Here is a 17,422-nt window from a genome sequence, read left to right as displayed (position 1 = left end):
GTGTTGATGCTTTTGCTCGTTAGAGCTGACGTTGATCTTAATGATCATGTCGTTTAGTTCGTAATTGGTTGTTTTGTTCAGTTTTCAAAGATCAAAATCATGGTGGGCCTAAGTGGACTCGAACCACCGACCTCACGCTTATCAGGCGTGCGCTCTAACCAGCTGAGCTATAGGCCCATATCGTATGTTGTAATAATGGAGCGGGTGAAGGGAATCGAACCCTCGACATCAGCTTGGAAGGCTGAGGTTTTACCACTAAACTACACCCGCATATATTAATGTTAAGATTGATGGATTGGAACTACTGGTCGGGAAGACAGGATTTGAACCTGCGACCCCTTGGTCCCAAACCAAGTGCTCTACCAAGCTGAGCTACTTCCCGGAGTAATAATGGCGCGCCCGAGAGGAGTCGAACCCCTAACCTTTTGATCCGTAGTCAAACGCTCTATCCAATTGAGCTACGGGCGCTTATCTTAAGAACAACTTTTATATCATATCATTCAGCTCATAACTTGTCAACACTTTTTTTGGTGCGGCCGAGAGGACTTGAACCTCCACGGGTTATTCACCCACTAGGCCCTCAACCTAGCGCGTCTGCCATTCCGCCACGACCGCATAAAGTCAAAAGAAAAATGCTGTCTGTGCTGCACAGCATCGGCAGATCTATATGATCATCTTTCATTTTAAACAGATGAGCCATGAAGGACTCGAACCTTCGACCCTCTGATTAAAAGTCAGATGCTCTACCAACTGAGCTAATGGCTCACAACAAAAAAGTAAGCTGGGCTAGCTGGATTCGAACCAACGATCACGGGACCAAAACCCGTTGCCTTACCGCTTGGCTATAGCCCAATAAATGGCGGTCCGGACGGGACTCGAACCCGCGACCTCCTGCGTGACAGGCAGGCATTCTAACCAACTGAACTACCGGACCGAGCCTTGAAAGACTCGTTATGAAAACGATGACCCGTACGGGATTCGAACCCGTGTTACCGCCGTGAAAGGGCGGTGTCTTAACCGCTTGACCAACGGGCCATTTATGATGGCGGAGAAGGAGGGATTTGAACCCTCGCGCCGCTTACGCGACCTACACCCTTAGCAGGGGCGCCTCTTCAGCCACTTGAGTACTTCTCCACTGGCTCCACAGGCAGGATTCGAACCTGCGACCGATCGGTTAACAGCCGATAGCTCTACCACTGAGCTACTGTGGAATGATCTTTATAACATCTTAGCGACCTTATGTATCTTACAACAACTTTCGCTATCTGTCAACCACTTTTGTGATTTTTTTCGTACCGTTCGTCGACGGCTTAATAAATTTATCATGGATTTCAAAACACGTCAACACTTTTCTTGAAAGTTTTTGTTTTTATTTCTCCAATATACTTCTGTCCTCCATCTTTTTCAGCTTCCCTCCACATTTACCACATCCATATTTACGTGTATCGACTGCCTTTCTGCGCTTATACATATGTCCGCATTTTGTACATTGATAAGATAGCAGCTGCTTTTCTGTTACAGATGGAAGCACATTGCAAAAGCGCGGTGAATTGGTTCGGTGCAGCAACTCCCGAAATTCTGGATCACGATGGCCATACCCTTTGCCTTCGATATGCAAATGATAATGGCATAGTTCGTGCTTGATGATTCCAATCGTCTCTTCTTGTCCGAGTTCATCCAAGTACTTGGGATTGATTTCAATGATTCTTTTCCCCGGCAAATATCTGCCTCCGGTCGTCCGGAGACGATTATTGTACCTTGCTCTATCAACAAATGGCTTTTGAAACCATACAATAGAAATTTCTTCGACGATTTGTTGCAGATTATGCATGGTGATTTCTTTCATTACATAAGCACCTCCTGTTTCAGTCATGCATATGATGCTGCAGACATTCATTTTTCCCGACATCCAAGGGCTGCAGGAGGTAAAAGAATGCCTAATTGGTTGAAAAATCAACTATCACAAGCTTTTCTCACAAAAAACGTAAACCAATTGAAGGTGTTGAACCAATGCTGGTTCTTCTATAAGCAGAAACAGCATTCCAACGGCGGCTAAAGCCCCTGTCCCACACGGGACAGGGGCTTTTCACTGCTGCTGTTACTTCACCATTGTAAGGGCTATTCGCTGTTTGTCAATGTCCACTTTATCTACCCAGACAGTGACAACATCCCCCACCGAAGCGATATCCATTGGATGTTTCACGAATTTATTCGACATTTTGGATATATGGACAAGCCCATCTTGTTTGACTCCTATATCGACGAATACACCGAAATCGACTACGTTGCGGACAGTTCCCTGGAGCTCCATACCTTCCTTGAGATCTTCCATTGCCAATACATCTTGTTTCAATAATGGCTGAGCCAAATCATCACGCGGGTCTCTTCCCGGTTGATTCAGTGCCTGTATGATATCCTGCAGCGTTAATTCACCAATATCGAACTCGACTGCAATCTGGTTGATATCCAGATCTGCCAGCTTCTCTTGCAGCTGAACGCTGCCTATATCCGCAACCGTTGCACCAAGCCGCTCCAAAAGCTGTTTCGTAATCGTATAGCTCTCTGGATGGATCGGTGTCCTATCAAGCGGCTCCTCGCCATCCAAGACACGTAAGAAACCGATACTCTGCTCATATGTTTTACTTCCAAGCCTTGGAATGGATTTCAGTTGCTTACGCGATGTGAATTTGCCAACCTCATTCCGTTGCTTCACCACATTTGCTGCCACTGTCTTACTAAATCCAGAGACGTACTGCAGCAAAGATTCCGAAGCTGTATTCACATTAACCCCAACTTGGTTTACCGCAGTTTCCACGACAAACCCGAGAGAGTTATTCAGCTTTTTTTGACTTACATCATGCTGATATTGCCCCACACCTATCGATTTGGGATCAATTTTGACCAACTCTGCTAACGGATCCTGTATTCTGCGACCAATGGAAATAGCACTGCGTTCCTCCACTTGCAGATCAGGAAATTCCTTTCTGGCCAATTCTGATGCGGAATACACACTTGCGCCAGCTTCATTTACGATTATATAAGCGACACTGCTCCCCGCTTGGCGAATCACATCCGCAATGAATTGCTCTGTTTCCCTTGATGCAGTTCCATTTCCTATGGCTATCAGTTCGACATTGTATTTATCCAGCAATCCATCGACTACCTTTTTCGCACCTTTGACATCGTTGCGCGGTGCTGTAGGATAAATCACATTTTTTTCAAGCAGCTTTCCTGTCTCGTCGATTACAGCCAGTTTACAGCCTGTACGGAATGCCGGGTCCACACCTAATACGACACGCCCTTTCAATGGCGGTTGAAGCAAGAGATTCTTCAAATTCTCCGAGAAGATTTTAATGGCTTGTCCTTCCGCCTTCTCCGAAAGCAAAGCACGAATTTCCCGTTCTACCGACGGCTGGATGAGTCGCTTATAGCTATCCTCGATCACTGTTTTCAATGCCGAAGCAACTTCAGCAGAAGTCCTTTGCTTGATGATTTTACGATTAAGATAAGCTAGGATGTCATCCGCAGGAGGCTCAACAGTAACCCGCAAAATACCTTCCTTCTCACCTCGGTTGACAGCCAAGGTTCGATGGGAAGCCATTTGACGGATCGGCTCCTGATACGCATAGTACATTTCGTATACGCCTTTTTCATCGTCTTCTGCCTTTTTGACTTTGGTTAAAAGAATGCCTTGCTTCTCGGTCTTTTCTCTAATATAATCCCGGAAAGCCGCTTGCTCACTGATCCATTCCGCCACTATGTCGCCAGCACCTTGCAGCACTTCTTCCACAGTATGTAACTCTATTTGAGGGTCCAGATAGTTCTGCGCTTCTTTTTCAAGGTTTGGAATAGTTTGTTCATACAGCCCTTTTGCAAGAGGCTCCAATCCTTTTTCTTTCGCAATCGTTGCCTTTGTCCTCCGCTTTTGCTTATACGGACGGTACAAATCTTCCACGCGCTGAAGCTGCATGGCTGCTAGGATATCGCGATTGAGTTCCTCCGTAAGTTTCCCTTGCTCCTCAATCAAACGGATCACTTCTGTTTTCCGTTGGTGAAGCTGCTGTGCATATTCCCACTTATCTTGAATTGCTTTGATTTCTACTTCATCGAGAGCTCCCGTCTGCTCTTTTCGGTACCTGGCAATAAACGGTACAGTATTGCCCTCTCCCAGCAGGTGGATGACCTGTTTGATGGATGACTGTTTAATTGCTGTTTCTTTTTCGACCCATTGTATGAGTCTGTCTTGAATCGATGCTTCCAATATTGTTCCTCCTGACTGCTGCTATCCTCATTGTATCAGAATTGCGGGGCAGATAAAAAAAGGATCAGCACCTGAGTCAGGTAGTGATCCTATTCTGTGTATTTCATAGCAATCAATGTAATATCATCTTCATGTGGCTTTTGTTTGCTAAGAGCGAACATATCCCTTATTTTCCGGGCTTCCTTTTCTTTGAAAAGATCCTGCGTAAGCTCATTATCAGAAACCCCATCAGAAAACATAACGAATATCATATCGTCTTGCAGAATTCCACGTGATATCTTGTACTTCCTTGGATATCCTGCAAGAAATCCTTGGCTCGGTATACACCGCTCTTTTTTACCGCTTGTAATCGTCATGATTCCGATATTGCCAATGGAAGTGAAGGAATAAGTGCTTGCCCGATAGTCCACCTTCAAGATACCGAGCACGACTCCGCGTTTACCGACCAGTACTTCATTCGATCTTTTGATCAACTCATCGATTCCGCTATACACATGGTCACGGATTACATCTATCACTACTTGTGATGACTCTTTGGCAAATTCCCCGCTTCCAAGACCATCAGCCAGCACACAGATGAATTCATGTTCCGATTCATGGTAGAAGTAACTATCTCCGCAATAATAGTTTCCTTTTTTGGGCTCCTGGAATGCCGACACTTCCATATGCAAGTAGAAATCATTCAAAACTGTCAGCACCCTCGGCTTGCAAGGCTTCCCGCAGCTTACGCAAAGCTCTTCTCTGCAGACGCGATACATGCATCTGAGAAATGCCGAGTCTTTCTCCGGTGTCTTTTTGGCTCATATTTTCGAAATAAGTACAGCGAAGAATTTCCTGCTCCCGCTCACTAAGAATCGGAAGCACCTTTTCCAGCAGCATTCTGCGGTCGATATCTTCGTAACCATTATCCGTCGAACCTACCAAATCGAGGATCGCTACCGTACTGCCGTCCGAGTCAGCTTCAATCTTTCTGTCAACAGATAATGCCTTATAGCTTTTACCCATTTCCATCGTTTCCAATATGTCCTCCTCGGACACTTCCAGATAAGCAGCGATTTCTGCCACAGTCGGCGACTTCTGATTCTCTGTCGTCAGTTCGTCGATTGCCTTGCGTATTTTCGGACCCAGCTCTTTGATCCGCCGCGGCACATGGACGCTCCATGTCTTATCGCGGATGAAACGTTTGATTTCCCCAATGATGGTCGGGATGGCAAATGATTCAAAAGACTTGCCGAAATCCGGATTGTATCGTCGGATTGCCGCAAGCAAACCCAGCATTCCGACTTGGACCAAATCTTCATGGATGGAACTGTTCTTGGAATATTTCCTTGCTATGGATACGACGAGGTCTTTGTATGTGAGTACGATTTTTTCTTGGATTTCTTCATCTGTGGGATGCTTTTGCAGATGATCTATCCATTTATAAACCTCATCCTCACGGTTATTGTGTGGTTGAGATTTGGTCGTCATCTAGCCCCACCTCATTTTCATGAAGGTATTTCGTCATGAGGACGATCACTCCAGAATCGCTGTTGATTTCCACTTTGTCCATCAACGCGTCAATCAGGAATAAACCGAAACCGCCCTCCCTCAGTTGTTCGATGGGTTCTGCAGCCTCATACGGCCCAATATTCCGTTTTACTTGATCCAAGTTGAAACTGCCGCCGTGATCAGCGACCATCACTTCGAGACGATTCTCATATACACCGAAACCAATCGTAACTTCGCCATCTTCATCTTTTTCATATGCATGGTTTACTGTGTTCGTCACAGCCTCGGAAATTGCAACCTTTAAATCCTCGATATCCTCGTAGGAAAAACCCATCCGGTTTGCAACACCTGAAGCCGTCAAGCGAATCACACCAACGTATTCTGGTTTAGCCGGTACTTTGATCTCGATAAAATCGAAAGATTCCATAATTAATAGCCACCTCGTACTGTTTTGTCAACATCGATCACATCGATCAAACCTGTAATCTCGAACAAACGGTATACACGGTCCTGCAACTGTACGAGCTTCAATTCACTGTTGTTTTCTTTCGTCGATTTCAACCCACTTACGAATACGCCTAATCCGGTACTGTCCATATAGTTCACCTGCTCCAGATTGACTTCGACTTTATTCCCCTCTTTACTCGTCAGGGATAAAAGTGTTTCTTTCAATTTGGGGGCTGTATATGCATCTATTTCACCAGCTAAAAGAACAATTGATTTTCCTGTGTGTTCTTGTACGTCAACAGTTAAGTTCATCCTGTACCTCCTAATGGCTAGTTACCATCCTATGTAATACCCGTTTGTTCTCCATTCAAACATCTTTTTTGATAATAATTAAAGTGAAGTCATCTCGCAGGTGAAAATCCTGTAGTTTTTCGAAATGCTTATATACATTTTCCACCAATTCCTGTGCTGATAGATGGGAGAAGCCCTTGATGACCTCAAGCACTTCCTCACTCTCAATGAAGCGATCGCCCTGACGGCATTCCGTAACGCCGTCCGTCAGCAGGATGATCATATCCCCCGCGTGGATTTCCCTTTCATATTGGCGATATTGCGCCATGTCCGTAACACCGAGGACGACCCCTTTTGCCCGGATCTCCTCGAATGTATCATCAGCAGCATGATAATAAAAACCAGGCTCATGCCCTGCAGATGAATAGGAAATCGTACTGGCTGCCGGGTTGAAAAGAGCATAAAACATCGTGATGAACATGCTTGGGTCGACATTGCGTTCCACTACCCGATTAAGGCTTTCAAGAATCTCACTCGGGTTTTTATGCTCAGACGGAAAACTCTCCATGGCATATTTGATCATGGACATACATAATGCCGCCGGGATGCCTTTACCGATCACATCCGCCACTGTGATACCTACAGTACCGTCTTCGTGATGTATGAAGTGATGATAATCACCATTCATCTGATTCGCAGGTACGCTGACAACACCGATATCAAAACCTTCCACATCAGGCTTTTCGGTGGACAGCAATGTATTCTGCACCCGGGCTGCCACGGAGATCTCCGATTTGATCTCGAGCTGCGCTTCCCGCAGATCCTGGAATTCCTGTAGTGCCAGTCCGTAGGAAATCATCACCTCCAATAGGAAGCTCATCGAGTGCTGTATATTCTCCGGAAGATCAGGATAGATATCTTCCAGCGCATTGATATGCGTGTTGATGATCTCCTCCAGCGATATATTGTGCTGGATGGAGCGTTTACTTATCTGCTCCGCCTCATATAAGGCAGACTCATCTTGTGTATCGATGTATTGCTTGAGCAGTTCCCGATAGTGGGATAGATCTAGCTTAAGTGCGTCCACCTGGCATCATCCTCCTCTAACGGACCCATTTAACGACGCGAATTTCCGTCCCTTCGCCTGTCTTTGAACTGATATCGAATTCATCCATCAGGCGTTTTACACCAGGAAGACCTGCGCCCAGACCTCCGGATGTGGAGTAACCATCCTCCATCACCTGACTGATATCTTTTATACCGGGACCTGTGTCGATTGCAATGATGCAAATTCCGCGCGAACCGACATTCTCTACCTCATCAAAGCAGATTTTTCCACTTCCAGCATAAAGATAGATATTACGCGCAAGCTCCGAAATAGCAGTAGCGATACGAGCTTGATCAACGATCCCAAAGCCCAGCTTTTTCGAAAAGTCGCGACCGAATTGTCTTGCACCGACAATGTCCCATTCTTTCTGTATATTCACACAGGTTCTGAAGTCCATTTTCACTCCTCCAGTTCCTGGCGCAATTTGATCAATCCTTGTTCCAGATCTAATGCCGTCGTTACCTCATTCAAATGAATGCCCAGGTCAATAAGTGTTACTGCCACTGCTGGCTGGATTCCGGTCAGGACGACTTTTGCACCCATCAAGTCGGACATCGTCACCACATCGCCCAGTACTTTGGCAATGAAGGAGTCGATGATGTCAACGGAAGTCAAGTCGATGACTACCCCTGTTGCTCCGCTTTGATGGATTTTATTGAGCAAGTCTTCCTGGAATTGAATCGCAGTCTGATCATCCAAGTCGATCTGGATACTGATCAGCAAATAGTTATGCAGCTTCAATATCGGGATTCTCACGATTGTTCACTCCTATCAAGCGTATCGATCAGTTCTTCTATAGTCTGTTCTTCGCTGTTTGTTTGTACGATCATTTGATTCGTCATTTCCAGAGCAGTAGTGAAGCCTTTGCGCAACGAGCTCTTCGTCGGGAATTTACTAAGATCAATTCCTAAATTCACTATTGTCTGCGCAATCTCCGGTCGGATGCCGACAAGAATACAAGTAGACCCGACAAGCCTCACTGCTTCGGCAGCCTGGATGATATGATGCGCGACCATTGTATCTACAACCGGCACGCCTGTAATATCAATCAGCACTACTTCTGCGTGATGCTTGATCACTCCATCGAGCAGATTCTCCATGATGAATTTAGCCCGCTCGGTATCGATCGTTCCAATCAGCGGCATGACTGTGATGTTATCCATGACCGGGATCAAAGGTGCGGATAATTCCTGCAACGCGACACGCTGAAGGGATACTGTATTTTCCCAGTTGCCGGAGTACTCGTTCACAAGTTGATTGATAACCGGGTTCACAAGCTCGTCCACATGCCTTAACACTTTCGACACAGGGACATCCAATTCTTCATGATCAATAAGAAATTCAACTGCGACGCGTTTGAAAAGCTGAAGTCCCTCCGTAAGATAGCTAAGCGGCCAGCCAAGATTGATAACCCGTTCTGTAAAGCTGTCAAGATCAGAAGTCAAACTCTCTTTCTCGACACTGCCGAAAATGATATTGACGAATTCTCGGTTCGTATTCTCGAAAAGTTCCTGTGAAATAGATGAATTTGCGACTTCTTTCTGTTTCTCTGCGACTTCCTCAAGCCACATATGAACCAGATTGTTACTATTTTCAACCAGAATCTCCTTCAGATTTTTTGCCATCATGAAACCCCCGTATTGTAACGTTCACCTTGTCAAAGGCTGTATGATGCCAGTCATATATTCAAGGTCACTTTTATCTACTTATTAATCTAACACCTATATGTCCGCCTTGCCAATAAGGCGACTTCTTTTTAGTATATACCATAATCCAACGGGACTGAAATCAAAACAAAAAAGCCCTTACGTTTCCGTAAGGGCTGGTCCGTACCTAGAACTCTGTAAGGCCTAGACTTATTTCAAGTGCTCGATTGATATTCCCCATCATCTGAGGGTCAAGCTGGGTGATCTTATCGGTCAGACGCTGCTTGTCGATAGTTCGGATCTGTTCCAGAAGAATGACGGAATCCCGTTCAAAACCATACTTCTTGGCATCGATCTCCACGTGGGTCGGCAGCTTGGCTTTTTGGATCTGTGCCGTGATCGCCGCTATGATGACGGTCGGACTGAATCTGTTTCCGATATCATTTTGCAGGACCAACACTGGGCGCACGCCCCCCTGTTCCGATCCCACTACCGGGGACAGGTCGGCGAAATAGACTTCGCCTCTTTTAACGATCAAGGGCCTACACCCCGCTTACAAGGCGCTCTAACGTTATTTCTGCCTCCTCTTCAGCTTGGAAAGCTTCTGAAGCGATATTAAGATTAATACGTGCCATTTCCATGTATCCTTTTTGCATGGTTTCACGGATATTCTTTCTTTCCTGCACGTATGACTTCGTTGCTTGATAGAAGAAATGATCGAGACTATTGTTATTATTCTGCATCAAACCATCCACCTCATTCAGGAGTTTCTTAGGCAGCTTTACAACGATTTCTTGTAAGCCTTCGGACACAACCATACACCTCCACCAATTCGCTCGGGTCGTTTCTGTAAAAATCCATTTCCATCATACCATCCGAGCATTGTGTTTGCAAAGGACCCTCCGGAACTTTTTGATAAAAAAAGCCTTTTTCAAACAAAAAACTTGGGAGAAAGGCTGGCTTTCTGCCGAAAATTACAAGCTTTCGCCGGGAGAAAGCGCATTGGCGACTTCGACAATCCTGCCAGAGCGTTTGTAAACGCGCGGCATGCGTGCGGCGATGAGGCAAGGAACCTCATAATTTATGGTATCGATCCAGTCTGCCACTTCATCCATGCTGATAAATGCATTCTGCTGCATTCCAATGAGAACAACCTCCGTACCGTTCGGATAAGCTTTATCGAGCTTCACCATGCATTGATCCATGCAGACCCTGCCGACAATCGGCATTCGTTTGCCTTCCACAAGTACCTCGAAGCCTTGCATCTTACGGATCCAGCCATCCGCGTAGCCAATCGGCAGTGTCCCGATCCACTCGGCTTTATTTGTTTCATAGGTTGCACCATAACTTACAGCTTCATGCGCTTCAAGCTGTTTGACATGTACAAGCTTGCTGTGTAGGGAAAACGCTTGGCGGAGAGCTATCGGATGCTCTTCTTTGACAATCTTCGACGGATACAGTCCGTACATGCCAATGCCAAAACGGACAAAATCCGACTCATCCGCAGCAAAGCGCATACTTGCTGCGCTGTTGTCACTGTGTACGATGAGTGGATGCGGCCATGCTTTCTGCAGCGATTTGTATAGCTTATCAAACTTACTCCGCTGCCCTTCGAAATATGCCAAATCCGCATCGTCAGCTGTTGCAAAATGCGTATAAACACCTTCCAAGTGAAGAGATGGGACGTCAAGCAACGGCAAGGCTGCATGGATCTCCTCCTCCGTCCGGAAACCCAATCTTCCCATTCCCGTATCAAGCTTCATATGCAGCTGCAGCGGCTTACGGAATCGCTGGGTACGTACGGCCTCCAACCAATCCTTGCGATAGAAAGTCAGCGAGATATCGTGATCTGCGGCAATCGCCGCATCCTCCGGTCTTGTCGCCCCAAGCACAAGGATGGCTGCATGGACACCATTCTTACGCAGATGGAGCGCCTCATCCAAAAAAGCGACCGCCAGGGCTTGAGCCCCTGCATCCAACGCCGTCTGCGCGACTTGCACATAACCATGTCCGTATGCATTCGCTTTGACAACTCCATAGATCCCTTTGTCTTCTCCGATATGCGCTGCCAGTTGCTTTATATTATATTCAACATGATCGAGATTTATTTCCACCCAGGAATCCCGATAAAAATGATCGTTCCGCATATGTATTCATCTCCTAGAATTTTTACCTTTGCCTATTATAACAGGAAAATAAAAAAGCAGACTCGGTTCGTCTGCTCTCAATCGTTATTTCATAGCCTGCCCATTGATGGATGCGGCTACTTCCTGTATCTCTTCCCTGGTCAATTCCTCACTGGCAAGCATATAATCCACACCATTATGTGTCCAGGTCAGACTGGACGATGTAATGGCTCCCACGGTGAAACCGAGACTAAAAGGCTCCCCGCTTGCAGGCGTTGCAGCAGCCGGCGCGATTTCCGATACATCCGCAAGTTCCTGTATCAAAGTAAAGCTCTTTTCACCTTCATAAGTCAAAATCACACGTTCCTTCCCATCCGCACTTACTTCCTTCTCCTCGGCAAGCGTTGCGCCGACTGTTTCGGTAGGATACAGTACCGTCAACCCTTGCTGCTCGGTTGGTGTGGCAGAAGCAGGTACGCCGGATAAGGAACCTGTCATATTGTTTTCCAGTTCAAAATCCTTTTCTGTGAACTTCGGATCCAGCTTGAATGCGGAGAACGTCACTTCAACCATTGGTTTCTTATCTTTGTCCAAGACCTTCACCAGCTCTGGTGTGTATGTCTTTTTATTGAAATAGATTTCTTGATAAGGTAGTGTCGTATTGTTCTGATAAGTCGTTTTTGTCTGGAAGACATAATGTTCTTCCGTTGTTTCAAAAGTAGCATTTCCATCCTTCAAAACATCCTGGACAAGCGACTGGTACAAATAAGGCTGACTGCTGTTATAAGGCCATTCGCTTTGGAATTTGAAGCTTTTTCTCAAAGCCGGGGTGAGCACAAATACACCATCCTTATTACGCAGGATCACCTGACTGCCTTGTTCGTCAGCATCGTTTTTCAATAAAACCCGGTATTGGTCATCTTTTTGATACCATATATCGATTCCGTAGGCTTGCTGTTCTTCCCCTGTGTTCAGCTTCATAGTGGCTTCGGCCTTATAGCCTTGCAGCTCAGCCGATGTCTCCTCCAGCTTTTGGACTACTTCCTCGCGGGAAGCATCGCTGCAGCCGGCTAATAAAAATAAAAAGGCAGCAAAGACAATCAAACCAGCAAATCTTTTCATGGTCACACTCCTTTGTCAGCTATAAAGCGAACAAAGAGAACATGCCACCATCAATCGGAAATGTCACGAAAAACCTTGGCCAGCCCTTTCATAAGATCAGTTGCCAGCAGATCCTGCTGCGAATGCATCTCTTTTACCAGCACATCTGCTGCTTTTCCATGGACGTAGACTCCGTTTGCGATTGCCTCCATCAGATTTTCGTGCTGCATCTGCATAGCCAGCAGAATACCCGAGAGTACATCTCCGCTTCCGCCTTTTCCAAGGCCAGGGTTTCCTGTCGTATTGACAATCTGGCTGCCGTCAGGGGCGGTGATGATCGTGTACGTTCCTTTCAGCACGAGATGTACCTGGTGTACAATCGCAAATTTCCGGGCGAGCTCGAAAGGATTTTCCAGGAGCTCCGGCACTTTCATATCCAAGAGCATCGCCATTTCGCCAGGATGAGGCGTCAATATCGTAGGAGCTTGTCTATTCCGCAGGATCTCCAAGTCGGATTTGATATGATGAAGACCGTCAGCATCCAACAGGACAGGAACCTCTGCCTGCTCCAGCACCCTTTTGGTCAAGGCTGCTGTCGCTTCGCCCCTACCCATCCCCATACCAACGACAATACCATCATATGCACTCACATCCAGGGTTTCCGAGTCGACTATCACGCCATTCTCGCCTTCCAAGACAGCGAATGTCGCTTCAGACAAGTGAGCTGATACAGTCGGAATGACTTGACGTAATGTACCGACGGTAAGAAGACCCGCCCCGGCTCGTAAAGCAGCCATGCTGGACATCGTAACTGATCCTGGCATCTCCGCCCCTCCCCCGATGAGGAAGCCTTTGCCATGGGTTCCTTTGTGCGAAAAAGGCTGTCGGTTCGGAAATGACCGCTTCACGTCCTGTTTTGTCCAAATCCTGGCACCGGCTTGTCTGCCTAAATAAGCAACGGGCAGACCGATGGATACGGTATGCCACTTTCCGTAATGTGCTGCTGTCTTCTGGATAAATACGCTTGGCTTTGGCGCTTCGATGACGAAGGTATGATCGGCGAAAATCGCCTCTGAGAAATCCGAGGCATCATCCGCCGGTACACCAGAAGGCAAATCAATGGCAAAAACAAGTGCATCCGCTTCATTGACAGCCTGTACAGTTTCCTTATAAGGGCTTTTCAGCTTACCTCTGACACCCAAGCCGAGCATCGCGTCAACAATGACATCCGCTTCTTTCAATGCTGCTTGGAAAGTATCTGCTTCGACATCCATCACTTCACCGCCAAGACGGTCATAGACTTGCTGATGCATGGCGGCATCAGCTGTCAAATTTCGCCCGACCTGAACGGCAGCCACGTCATATCCTTCATTCAGCAGTGTTCTAGCTACCACATATCCATCGCCGCCATTATTGCCAGAGCCACAGAGGACAATTATCCGGTCCGTGGTTCCGATCAGCGGTTTCATCCGTTCAGCGATGGCTCGTCCAGCAGATTCCATCAGGATGCTGCCGACTATTCCAATATCCTCCATCGCATAGCGATCCACTTCGTACATTTCCTTTGCGGTGACAATATACACGCTGTTCCCTCCTACCCGCACTACAATCTATGAGACATGCCCAAGAAATATGCAGACAAGTCTATTTGCCTTGTGTAATGATCACTTGTGCTGCTGCATATGCATCCGAATGTGTGATCGACAAGAAGACGAGCTCCTCCTCTGTCAGGTCAGCAGAATTCAAAACTGGCGCTCCTGCTTCATTGGGCAATATTTCAATATCATGAAGGCCCAGTTTGCCTAATCCGGTCCCCCTTGCTTTTGCATATGCTTCCTTGGCCGCAAAACGACCAGCTGCAAATTCCATCTTCCGTTTATCCGATGTCAGTGATTCATAGTGCGTTTTTTCCGATTTCGTCAGGATCCTGTCCAGGATCCTCTCATTATGCTCAATCGCTTTCTTAATTCGTGCTAATTCTGTAATATCTAAACCGATACCCTTAATCACGGCTGTACAACCTACCTTCCAGCTGAATTTCTCTACCGAGTATTGTACCCTATATGTATAAAAGCAGGGAGGAAAGTTATAGGATGTAAACAAAGCAAATTTTTAATGCTTTCCGTTTTGCTGATTAATAGAAGGAGGAATTCGATTGTTCCGCAGGACCGAAACCTTTAAAGAATATTTGTACGCTTATCCTGTCATCAGTTTAATCGTGGCAGTCAATCTGCTGCTTTGGATCATAACCGGACTGTTCCAGAATCCATTCGGGAACAGCCTGTATCAATTAGGTGCAGGTGTGAATCTATTCATCTCGGGCGGAGAATTTTGGCGGCTGGTCACGCCGATTTTCCTGCACGCTCCTGGAAGCGTCTCGCATGTATTATTCAACTGCTTTTCCCTGGTAATCTTCGGACCTGCCCTTGAGCAGATGCTGGGCAAACTGAAATTCAGCTTATTTTATTTGCTTACAGGAATCATCGGAAACGCTATTACGTATATACTGGACCCTTACAGCTTTGTCAGTCATATTGGTGCCTCCGGTGCCATCTACGGTTTGTTCGGATGCTATTTGTTCATGGTATATTTCCGCAAGCACTTGATTGATTCCGGAAATGCACAATTGATACTCATCATTTTTGTGATTGGTATCATCATGTCCCTCTTTTCTGCAAATATAAACCTCACAGCACATCTGGCAGGAGCTGTGGGAGGATTTGTACTGGCTCCGCTCTTCCTTATCAAAGCCAATCCGTTCTCGATTTATCGGAACAAACGTCCGCCTCAGCGGGAGGATGACACGGGCTTTGATCCAGACCGCTGGAAAAAGCGTCCGTATGGAAGACGCACCAATAAGAAGCTGGTTCTCTGGATCGTTATTGCAGCCTTGGTGCTGATCGGCATCTACGACTATATGAATTGAACCGCACAGCTACTGTGCGGTTCTTTTTTGGCTTCGGAAGGAATACCAATCATATGCCTCATCTGCATCCTTCTCCTCCAAGTGTTTTACTTTGAATCTGCTTCCGGCAGTACCTCCTGATGCAACAGCAACCTTCAAAGTCCCGAGCTGCTTTTTCGATTGGAAGTAATGCTGGGATTCATAGAAAGTCTGCACCCTTTTACGATGCACATGAACGGTCACACGAGTCAGTTCCCGGTACCGCATGGTCAGCGTATCTGCCGTCCATGATACTCCGGCATCCCGATAGTCCAACACACAAAATATGATGGTAAGTACAACAAGCACCAGAGCAAACAGTCCATACCCGCCGAAGAAATAAATGAGCACACCTGTGATGAGAACGGATATTGCTAATGGAAGGAATAAATATCTCATGAATGCCCGCTTCGGCGGTTTCCGATAAGCAGTCTCGACTACATAATCAGAAAGAAGCTCTTCCAAGAAGGCTTGCAGCTCCTTTTTCCTTAACAGAGGGAAGAGGACAGTGGAAATGTTCTTTTCGTCTTTCCCAGCTTCCCCTCCTGCTATTTCCGCACTGACCGCCAGCAACCCGAATGGCTGACGGAAAATATTCTCCTCCACCTTCACCGCCTGAATCCTATGCAGTGGTATGGTCATTTCCTTACGTTCCAAGAGACCTCTTTGAATGAAAAGCTCATTTCCCTGCTTGGATATTTCAAAGAAGCAATATTTCAGGATTGTACCAATCATCGCTACCATCCACGTCACCGCCAAACTGCCGACTGCAAAAAGGATGGACAAAAGCAGACTCTGCTCCAACAGCCAGTGATAGAAGAATGAATAGATATTAATATCCATGACATTGTCAGCTTGCTGTGTGATTGCAAATAGAAAACCAAAAATGATTCCTGTTCCGCCCGAAGTCGCAGCAGCTGCTAACAAGCGACGAAAACTGAGCCGGTAGCTCACTTTATGCTCTGAAAGCTTTATATCCTCTGTATTTTCAAGAACAACATCTTGCTCTTTTCTTTTTACAAATTGCTGGATTGCTGATGCATCCAATTTGGAAAGGGCCGGAATTACCCCCTCCGCTTCTTTTCCGCCGCCAGCTGTCTGTACTTCCAGCTTCACCAGCCCAAATAATCTGTGAAAGATATTGGCACTTGTATTCACCGAGTGGATACGATGTCTGGATATATACCTTTTCTTCCGGACGAAGATGCCAGATTCTATTCGCAGCTCATCATCTTCCGTGCGATAAGTGAATCGGAACCAATAGAGAAATGCAAATAATCCGATAATCAGCAGGATTCCGCCACCTAGCACGAATGGAAGCCACCAAAACATGGCACTTATATTTTTTATGACAGCAATAAAACCAATCGCCATCGGGATGATGACATCCTTGATAATCTTCAGCATTCGGAGGAAAATGCTGATGGGATGCATCCGTCTCGGTTCAGACATCGTCTTCCTCCACGCGCGCAAGCACTCCAATCCGATCACGCAGCTCTAGCGCTTCCTCCAAAGCAAGAGCTGGTATATGGTGCGTCGTTGCCGCTGTCGAAACAGATACCGTAGCCAAACCGAATTTCTTCAGGACCGGGCCTTGCTCCGTATCGACATGCTGCACCCGTATCATCGGCACAATTGTCTGTGTCACAATGAGAATGCCGCTTTGTATGTATATTTCTTGCTCAAACACCTCATAACGCCATCTCTTCCACCGCACTGCCGGAAGCAGCCAAATAAAAATGAATAAGGCAGCAATGAGAACAGCCCATCCTATATACAGGATATAATCGGGAATGGACCATGCATTTTGAAAATATGTAACAACCCCCGCCGCAATGATCGGCAGCAGCATATATAGACTTGCATTTATCCTCCATACTTTCTTTGCATTGGCTGCAATTCTATTGCTTGGTTGTGTCTTCATACAATTCCCCCTCTTTCCAGTTATATCATACGATTGGACCAGAAATTTGTTTCATCGAATAATAATCCATAAAAAAACAGACA

General features: G+C 46.3%; 20 protein-coding genes and 11 tRNA genes. 2 read left to right on the top strand and 29 right to left on the bottom strand.

Going from position 1 to position 17,422, the window contains the following annotated elements:
* Positions 1 to 100 precede the first annotated feature (100 nt).
* The 12 genes from BLQ53_RS12345 to BLQ53_RS12290 all read right to left on the bottom strand — a co-directional run bounded on the left by BLQ53_RS12345 (position 101) and on the right by BLQ53_RS12290 (position 1,846).
* Positions 101 to 177: transfer RNA gene (locus BLQ53_RS12345), tRNA-Ile, on the bottom strand.
* Between the two features lie 19 nt (positions 178 to 196).
* Positions 197 to 270: transfer RNA gene (locus tag BLQ53_RS12340), tRNA-Gly, on the bottom strand.
* 35 nt (positions 271 to 305) lie between these two features.
* Positions 306 to 382, bottom strand: a tRNA-Pro gene (locus BLQ53_RS12335).
* A 9-nt stretch (positions 383 to 391) separates the two neighbouring features.
* Positions 392 to 468 (bottom strand) — tRNA-Arg (locus BLQ53_RS12330).
* 60 nt (positions 469 to 528) lie between these two features.
* A tRNA-Leu gene (locus BLQ53_RS12325) sits at positions 529 to 615 on the bottom strand.
* Positions 616 to 692: 77 nt separating this feature from the next.
* Positions 693 to 765: transfer RNA gene (locus tag BLQ53_RS12320), tRNA-Lys, on the bottom strand.
* A 16-nt stretch (positions 766 to 781) separates the two neighbouring features.
* Positions 782 to 852, bottom strand: a tRNA-Gln gene (locus BLQ53_RS12315).
* A 5-nt stretch (positions 853 to 857) separates the two neighbouring features.
* Positions 858 to 934: transfer RNA gene (locus BLQ53_RS12310), tRNA-Asp, on the bottom strand.
* 29 nt (positions 935 to 963) lie between these two features.
* Positions 964 to 1,035 (bottom strand) — tRNA-Glu (locus BLQ53_RS12305).
* Positions 1,036 to 1,043: 8 nt separating this feature from the next.
* Positions 1,044 to 1,134: transfer RNA gene (locus BLQ53_RS12300), tRNA-Ser, on the bottom strand.
* Positions 1,135 to 1,136: 2 nt separating this feature from the next.
* A tRNA-Asn gene (locus BLQ53_RS12295) sits at positions 1,137 to 1,211 on the bottom strand.
* A 158-nt stretch (positions 1,212 to 1,369) separates the two neighbouring features.
* The gene (locus tag BLQ53_RS12290; protein ID WP_093727608.1) at positions 1,370 to 1,846 is read right to left on the bottom strand and encodes a SprT family protein; all 477 of its coding nucleotides are present in this window, start codon (positions 1,844 to 1,846) and stop codon (positions 1,370 to 1,372) included.
* Between the two features lie 87 nt (positions 1,847 to 1,933).
* Between BLQ53_RS12290 and cmpA the strand changes: the two genes are divergently transcribed.
* Complete coding sequence (cmpA, locus tag BLQ53_RS12285; protein WP_093727607.1) at positions 1,934 to 2,056, top strand: cortex morphogenetic protein CmpA; 123 nt, start codon at positions 1,934 to 1,936, stop codon at positions 2,054 to 2,056.
* A 42-nt stretch (positions 2,057 to 2,098) separates the two neighbouring features.
* On the opposite strand, the gene BLQ53_RS12280 is transcribed toward cmpA, so the two are convergent.
* The 15 genes from BLQ53_RS12280 to acpS form a co-directional block, all read right to left on the bottom strand.
* Positions 2,099 to 4,261, bottom strand: coding sequence for a Tex family protein (locus tag BLQ53_RS12280; RefSeq protein WP_093727606.1), 2,163 nt, complete (start codon positions 4,259 to 4,261; stop codon positions 2,099 to 2,101).
* Positions 4,262 to 4,350: 89 nt separating this feature from the next.
* On the bottom strand, positions 4,351 to 4,947 hold the full coding sequence (locus BLQ53_RS12275) for a SpoIIE family protein phosphatase (protein WP_244499341.1): 597 nt from the start codon (positions 4,945 to 4,947) through the stop codon (positions 4,351 to 4,353).
* A complete protein-coding gene (gene sigB, locus BLQ53_RS12270) occupies positions 4,940 to 5,731 on the bottom strand; it encodes an RNA polymerase sigma factor SigB (RefSeq protein WP_093727605.1) in 792 nt (263 codons plus the stop codon). The genes BLQ53_RS12275 and sigB overlap by 8 nt, the downstream gene beginning before the upstream one ends.
* Positions 5,703 to 6,179 carry an anti-sigma B factor RsbW gene (gene rsbW, locus BLQ53_RS12265; protein WP_093727604.1) on the bottom strand — a complete coding sequence of 159 codons (477 nt, stop codon included), beginning with the start codon at positions 6,177 to 6,179 and terminating at the stop codon, positions 5,703 to 5,705. The genes sigB and rsbW overlap by 29 nt, the downstream gene beginning before the upstream one ends.
* 2 nt (positions 6,180 to 6,181) lie before the next feature.
* Entirely contained in the window at positions 6,182 to 6,511 is a 330-nt protein-coding gene (locus tag BLQ53_RS12260; protein ID WP_093727603.1) for an anti-sigma factor antagonist, read from the bottom strand.
* A 55-nt stretch (positions 6,512 to 6,566) separates the two neighbouring features.
* Positions 6,567 to 7,577, bottom strand: coding sequence for a PP2C family protein-serine/threonine phosphatase (locus BLQ53_RS12255; protein ID WP_093727602.1), 1,011 nt, complete (start codon positions 7,575 to 7,577; stop codon positions 6,567 to 6,569).
* A 16-nt stretch (positions 7,578 to 7,593) separates the two neighbouring features.
* On the bottom strand, positions 7,594 to 7,995 hold the full coding sequence (locus tag BLQ53_RS12250) for an anti-sigma regulatory factor (protein ID WP_093727601.1): 402 nt from the start codon (positions 7,993 to 7,995) through the stop codon (positions 7,594 to 7,596).
* Between the two features lie 2 nt (positions 7,996 to 7,997).
* A complete protein-coding gene (locus BLQ53_RS12245; protein ID WP_038558142.1) occupies positions 7,998 to 8,354 on the bottom strand; it encodes an STAS domain-containing protein in 357 nt (118 codons plus the stop codon).
* Positions 8,351 to 9,223: an STAS domain-containing protein gene (locus tag BLQ53_RS12240; protein ID WP_093727600.1), complete on the bottom strand. Its 873-nt coding sequence runs from the start codon at positions 9,221 to 9,223 to the stop codon at positions 8,351 to 8,353. Before BLQ53_RS12240 ends, BLQ53_RS12245 begins: the two co-directional genes overlap by 4 nt.
* Before the next feature lie 208 nt (positions 9,224 to 9,431).
* Positions 9,432 to 9,782, bottom strand: coding sequence for a type II toxin-antitoxin system PemK/MazF family toxin (locus tag BLQ53_RS12235; RefSeq protein WP_093727599.1), 351 nt, complete (start codon positions 9,780 to 9,782; stop codon positions 9,432 to 9,434).
* Between the two features lie 4 nt (positions 9,783 to 9,786).
* Positions 9,787 to 10,062, bottom strand: coding sequence for an antitoxin (locus tag BLQ53_RS12230; protein ID WP_093727598.1), 276 nt, complete (start codon positions 10,060 to 10,062; stop codon positions 9,787 to 9,789).
* A 156-nt stretch (positions 10,063 to 10,218) separates the two neighbouring features.
* Positions 10,219 to 11,391 carry an alanine racemase gene (gene alr / locus BLQ53_RS12225; protein ID WP_093727597.1) on the bottom strand — a complete coding sequence of 391 codons (1,173 nt, stop codon included), beginning with the start codon at positions 11,389 to 11,391 and terminating at the stop codon, positions 10,219 to 10,221.
* 84 nt (positions 11,392 to 11,475) lie between these two features.
* A complete protein-coding gene (locus BLQ53_RS12220; RefSeq protein WP_093727596.1) occupies positions 11,476 to 12,492 on the bottom strand; it encodes a LolA family protein in 1,017 nt (338 codons plus the stop codon).
* Between the two features lie 50 nt (positions 12,493 to 12,542).
* A complete protein-coding gene (locus BLQ53_RS12215) occupies positions 12,543 to 14,054 on the bottom strand; it encodes an NAD(P)H-hydrate dehydratase (RefSeq protein WP_093727595.1) in 1,512 nt (503 codons plus the stop codon).
* A 61-nt stretch (positions 14,055 to 14,115) separates the two neighbouring features.
* Positions 14,116 to 14,481, bottom strand: coding sequence for a holo-ACP synthase (gene acpS, locus BLQ53_RS12210; protein WP_093727594.1), 366 nt, complete (start codon positions 14,479 to 14,481; stop codon positions 14,116 to 14,118).
* A gap of 145 nt (positions 14,482 to 14,626) precedes the next feature.
* Between acpS and BLQ53_RS12205 the strand changes: the two genes are divergently transcribed.
* Positions 14,627 to 15,397, top strand: coding sequence for a rhomboid family intramembrane serine protease (locus tag BLQ53_RS12205; protein WP_093727593.1), 771 nt, complete (start codon positions 14,627 to 14,629; stop codon positions 15,395 to 15,397).
* Positions 15,398 to 15,406: 9 nt separating this feature from the next.
* Here BLQ53_RS12205 and BLQ53_RS12200 read toward each other — a convergent pair whose 3' ends face one another.
* Entirely contained in the window at positions 15,407 to 16,867 is a 1,461-nt protein-coding gene (locus BLQ53_RS12200; RefSeq protein WP_093727592.1) for a PH domain-containing protein, read from the bottom strand.
* Positions 16,860 to 17,339, bottom strand: a complete 480-nt coding sequence (locus BLQ53_RS12195) for a PH domain-containing protein (protein WP_093727591.1) — start codon at positions 17,337 to 17,339, stop codon at positions 16,860 to 16,862. The genes BLQ53_RS12200 and BLQ53_RS12195 overlap by 8 nt, the downstream gene beginning before the upstream one ends.
* Positions 17,340 to 17,422: the final 83 nt, after the last annotated feature.

Source organism: Terribacillus halophilus, from assembly GCF_900101385.1.
GTDB classification, from domain to species: domain Bacteria; phylum Bacillota; class Bacilli; order Bacillales; family Amphibacillaceae; genus Terribacillus; species Terribacillus halophilus.
This window is presented reverse-complemented; position numbering and strand designations above follow the sequence as displayed.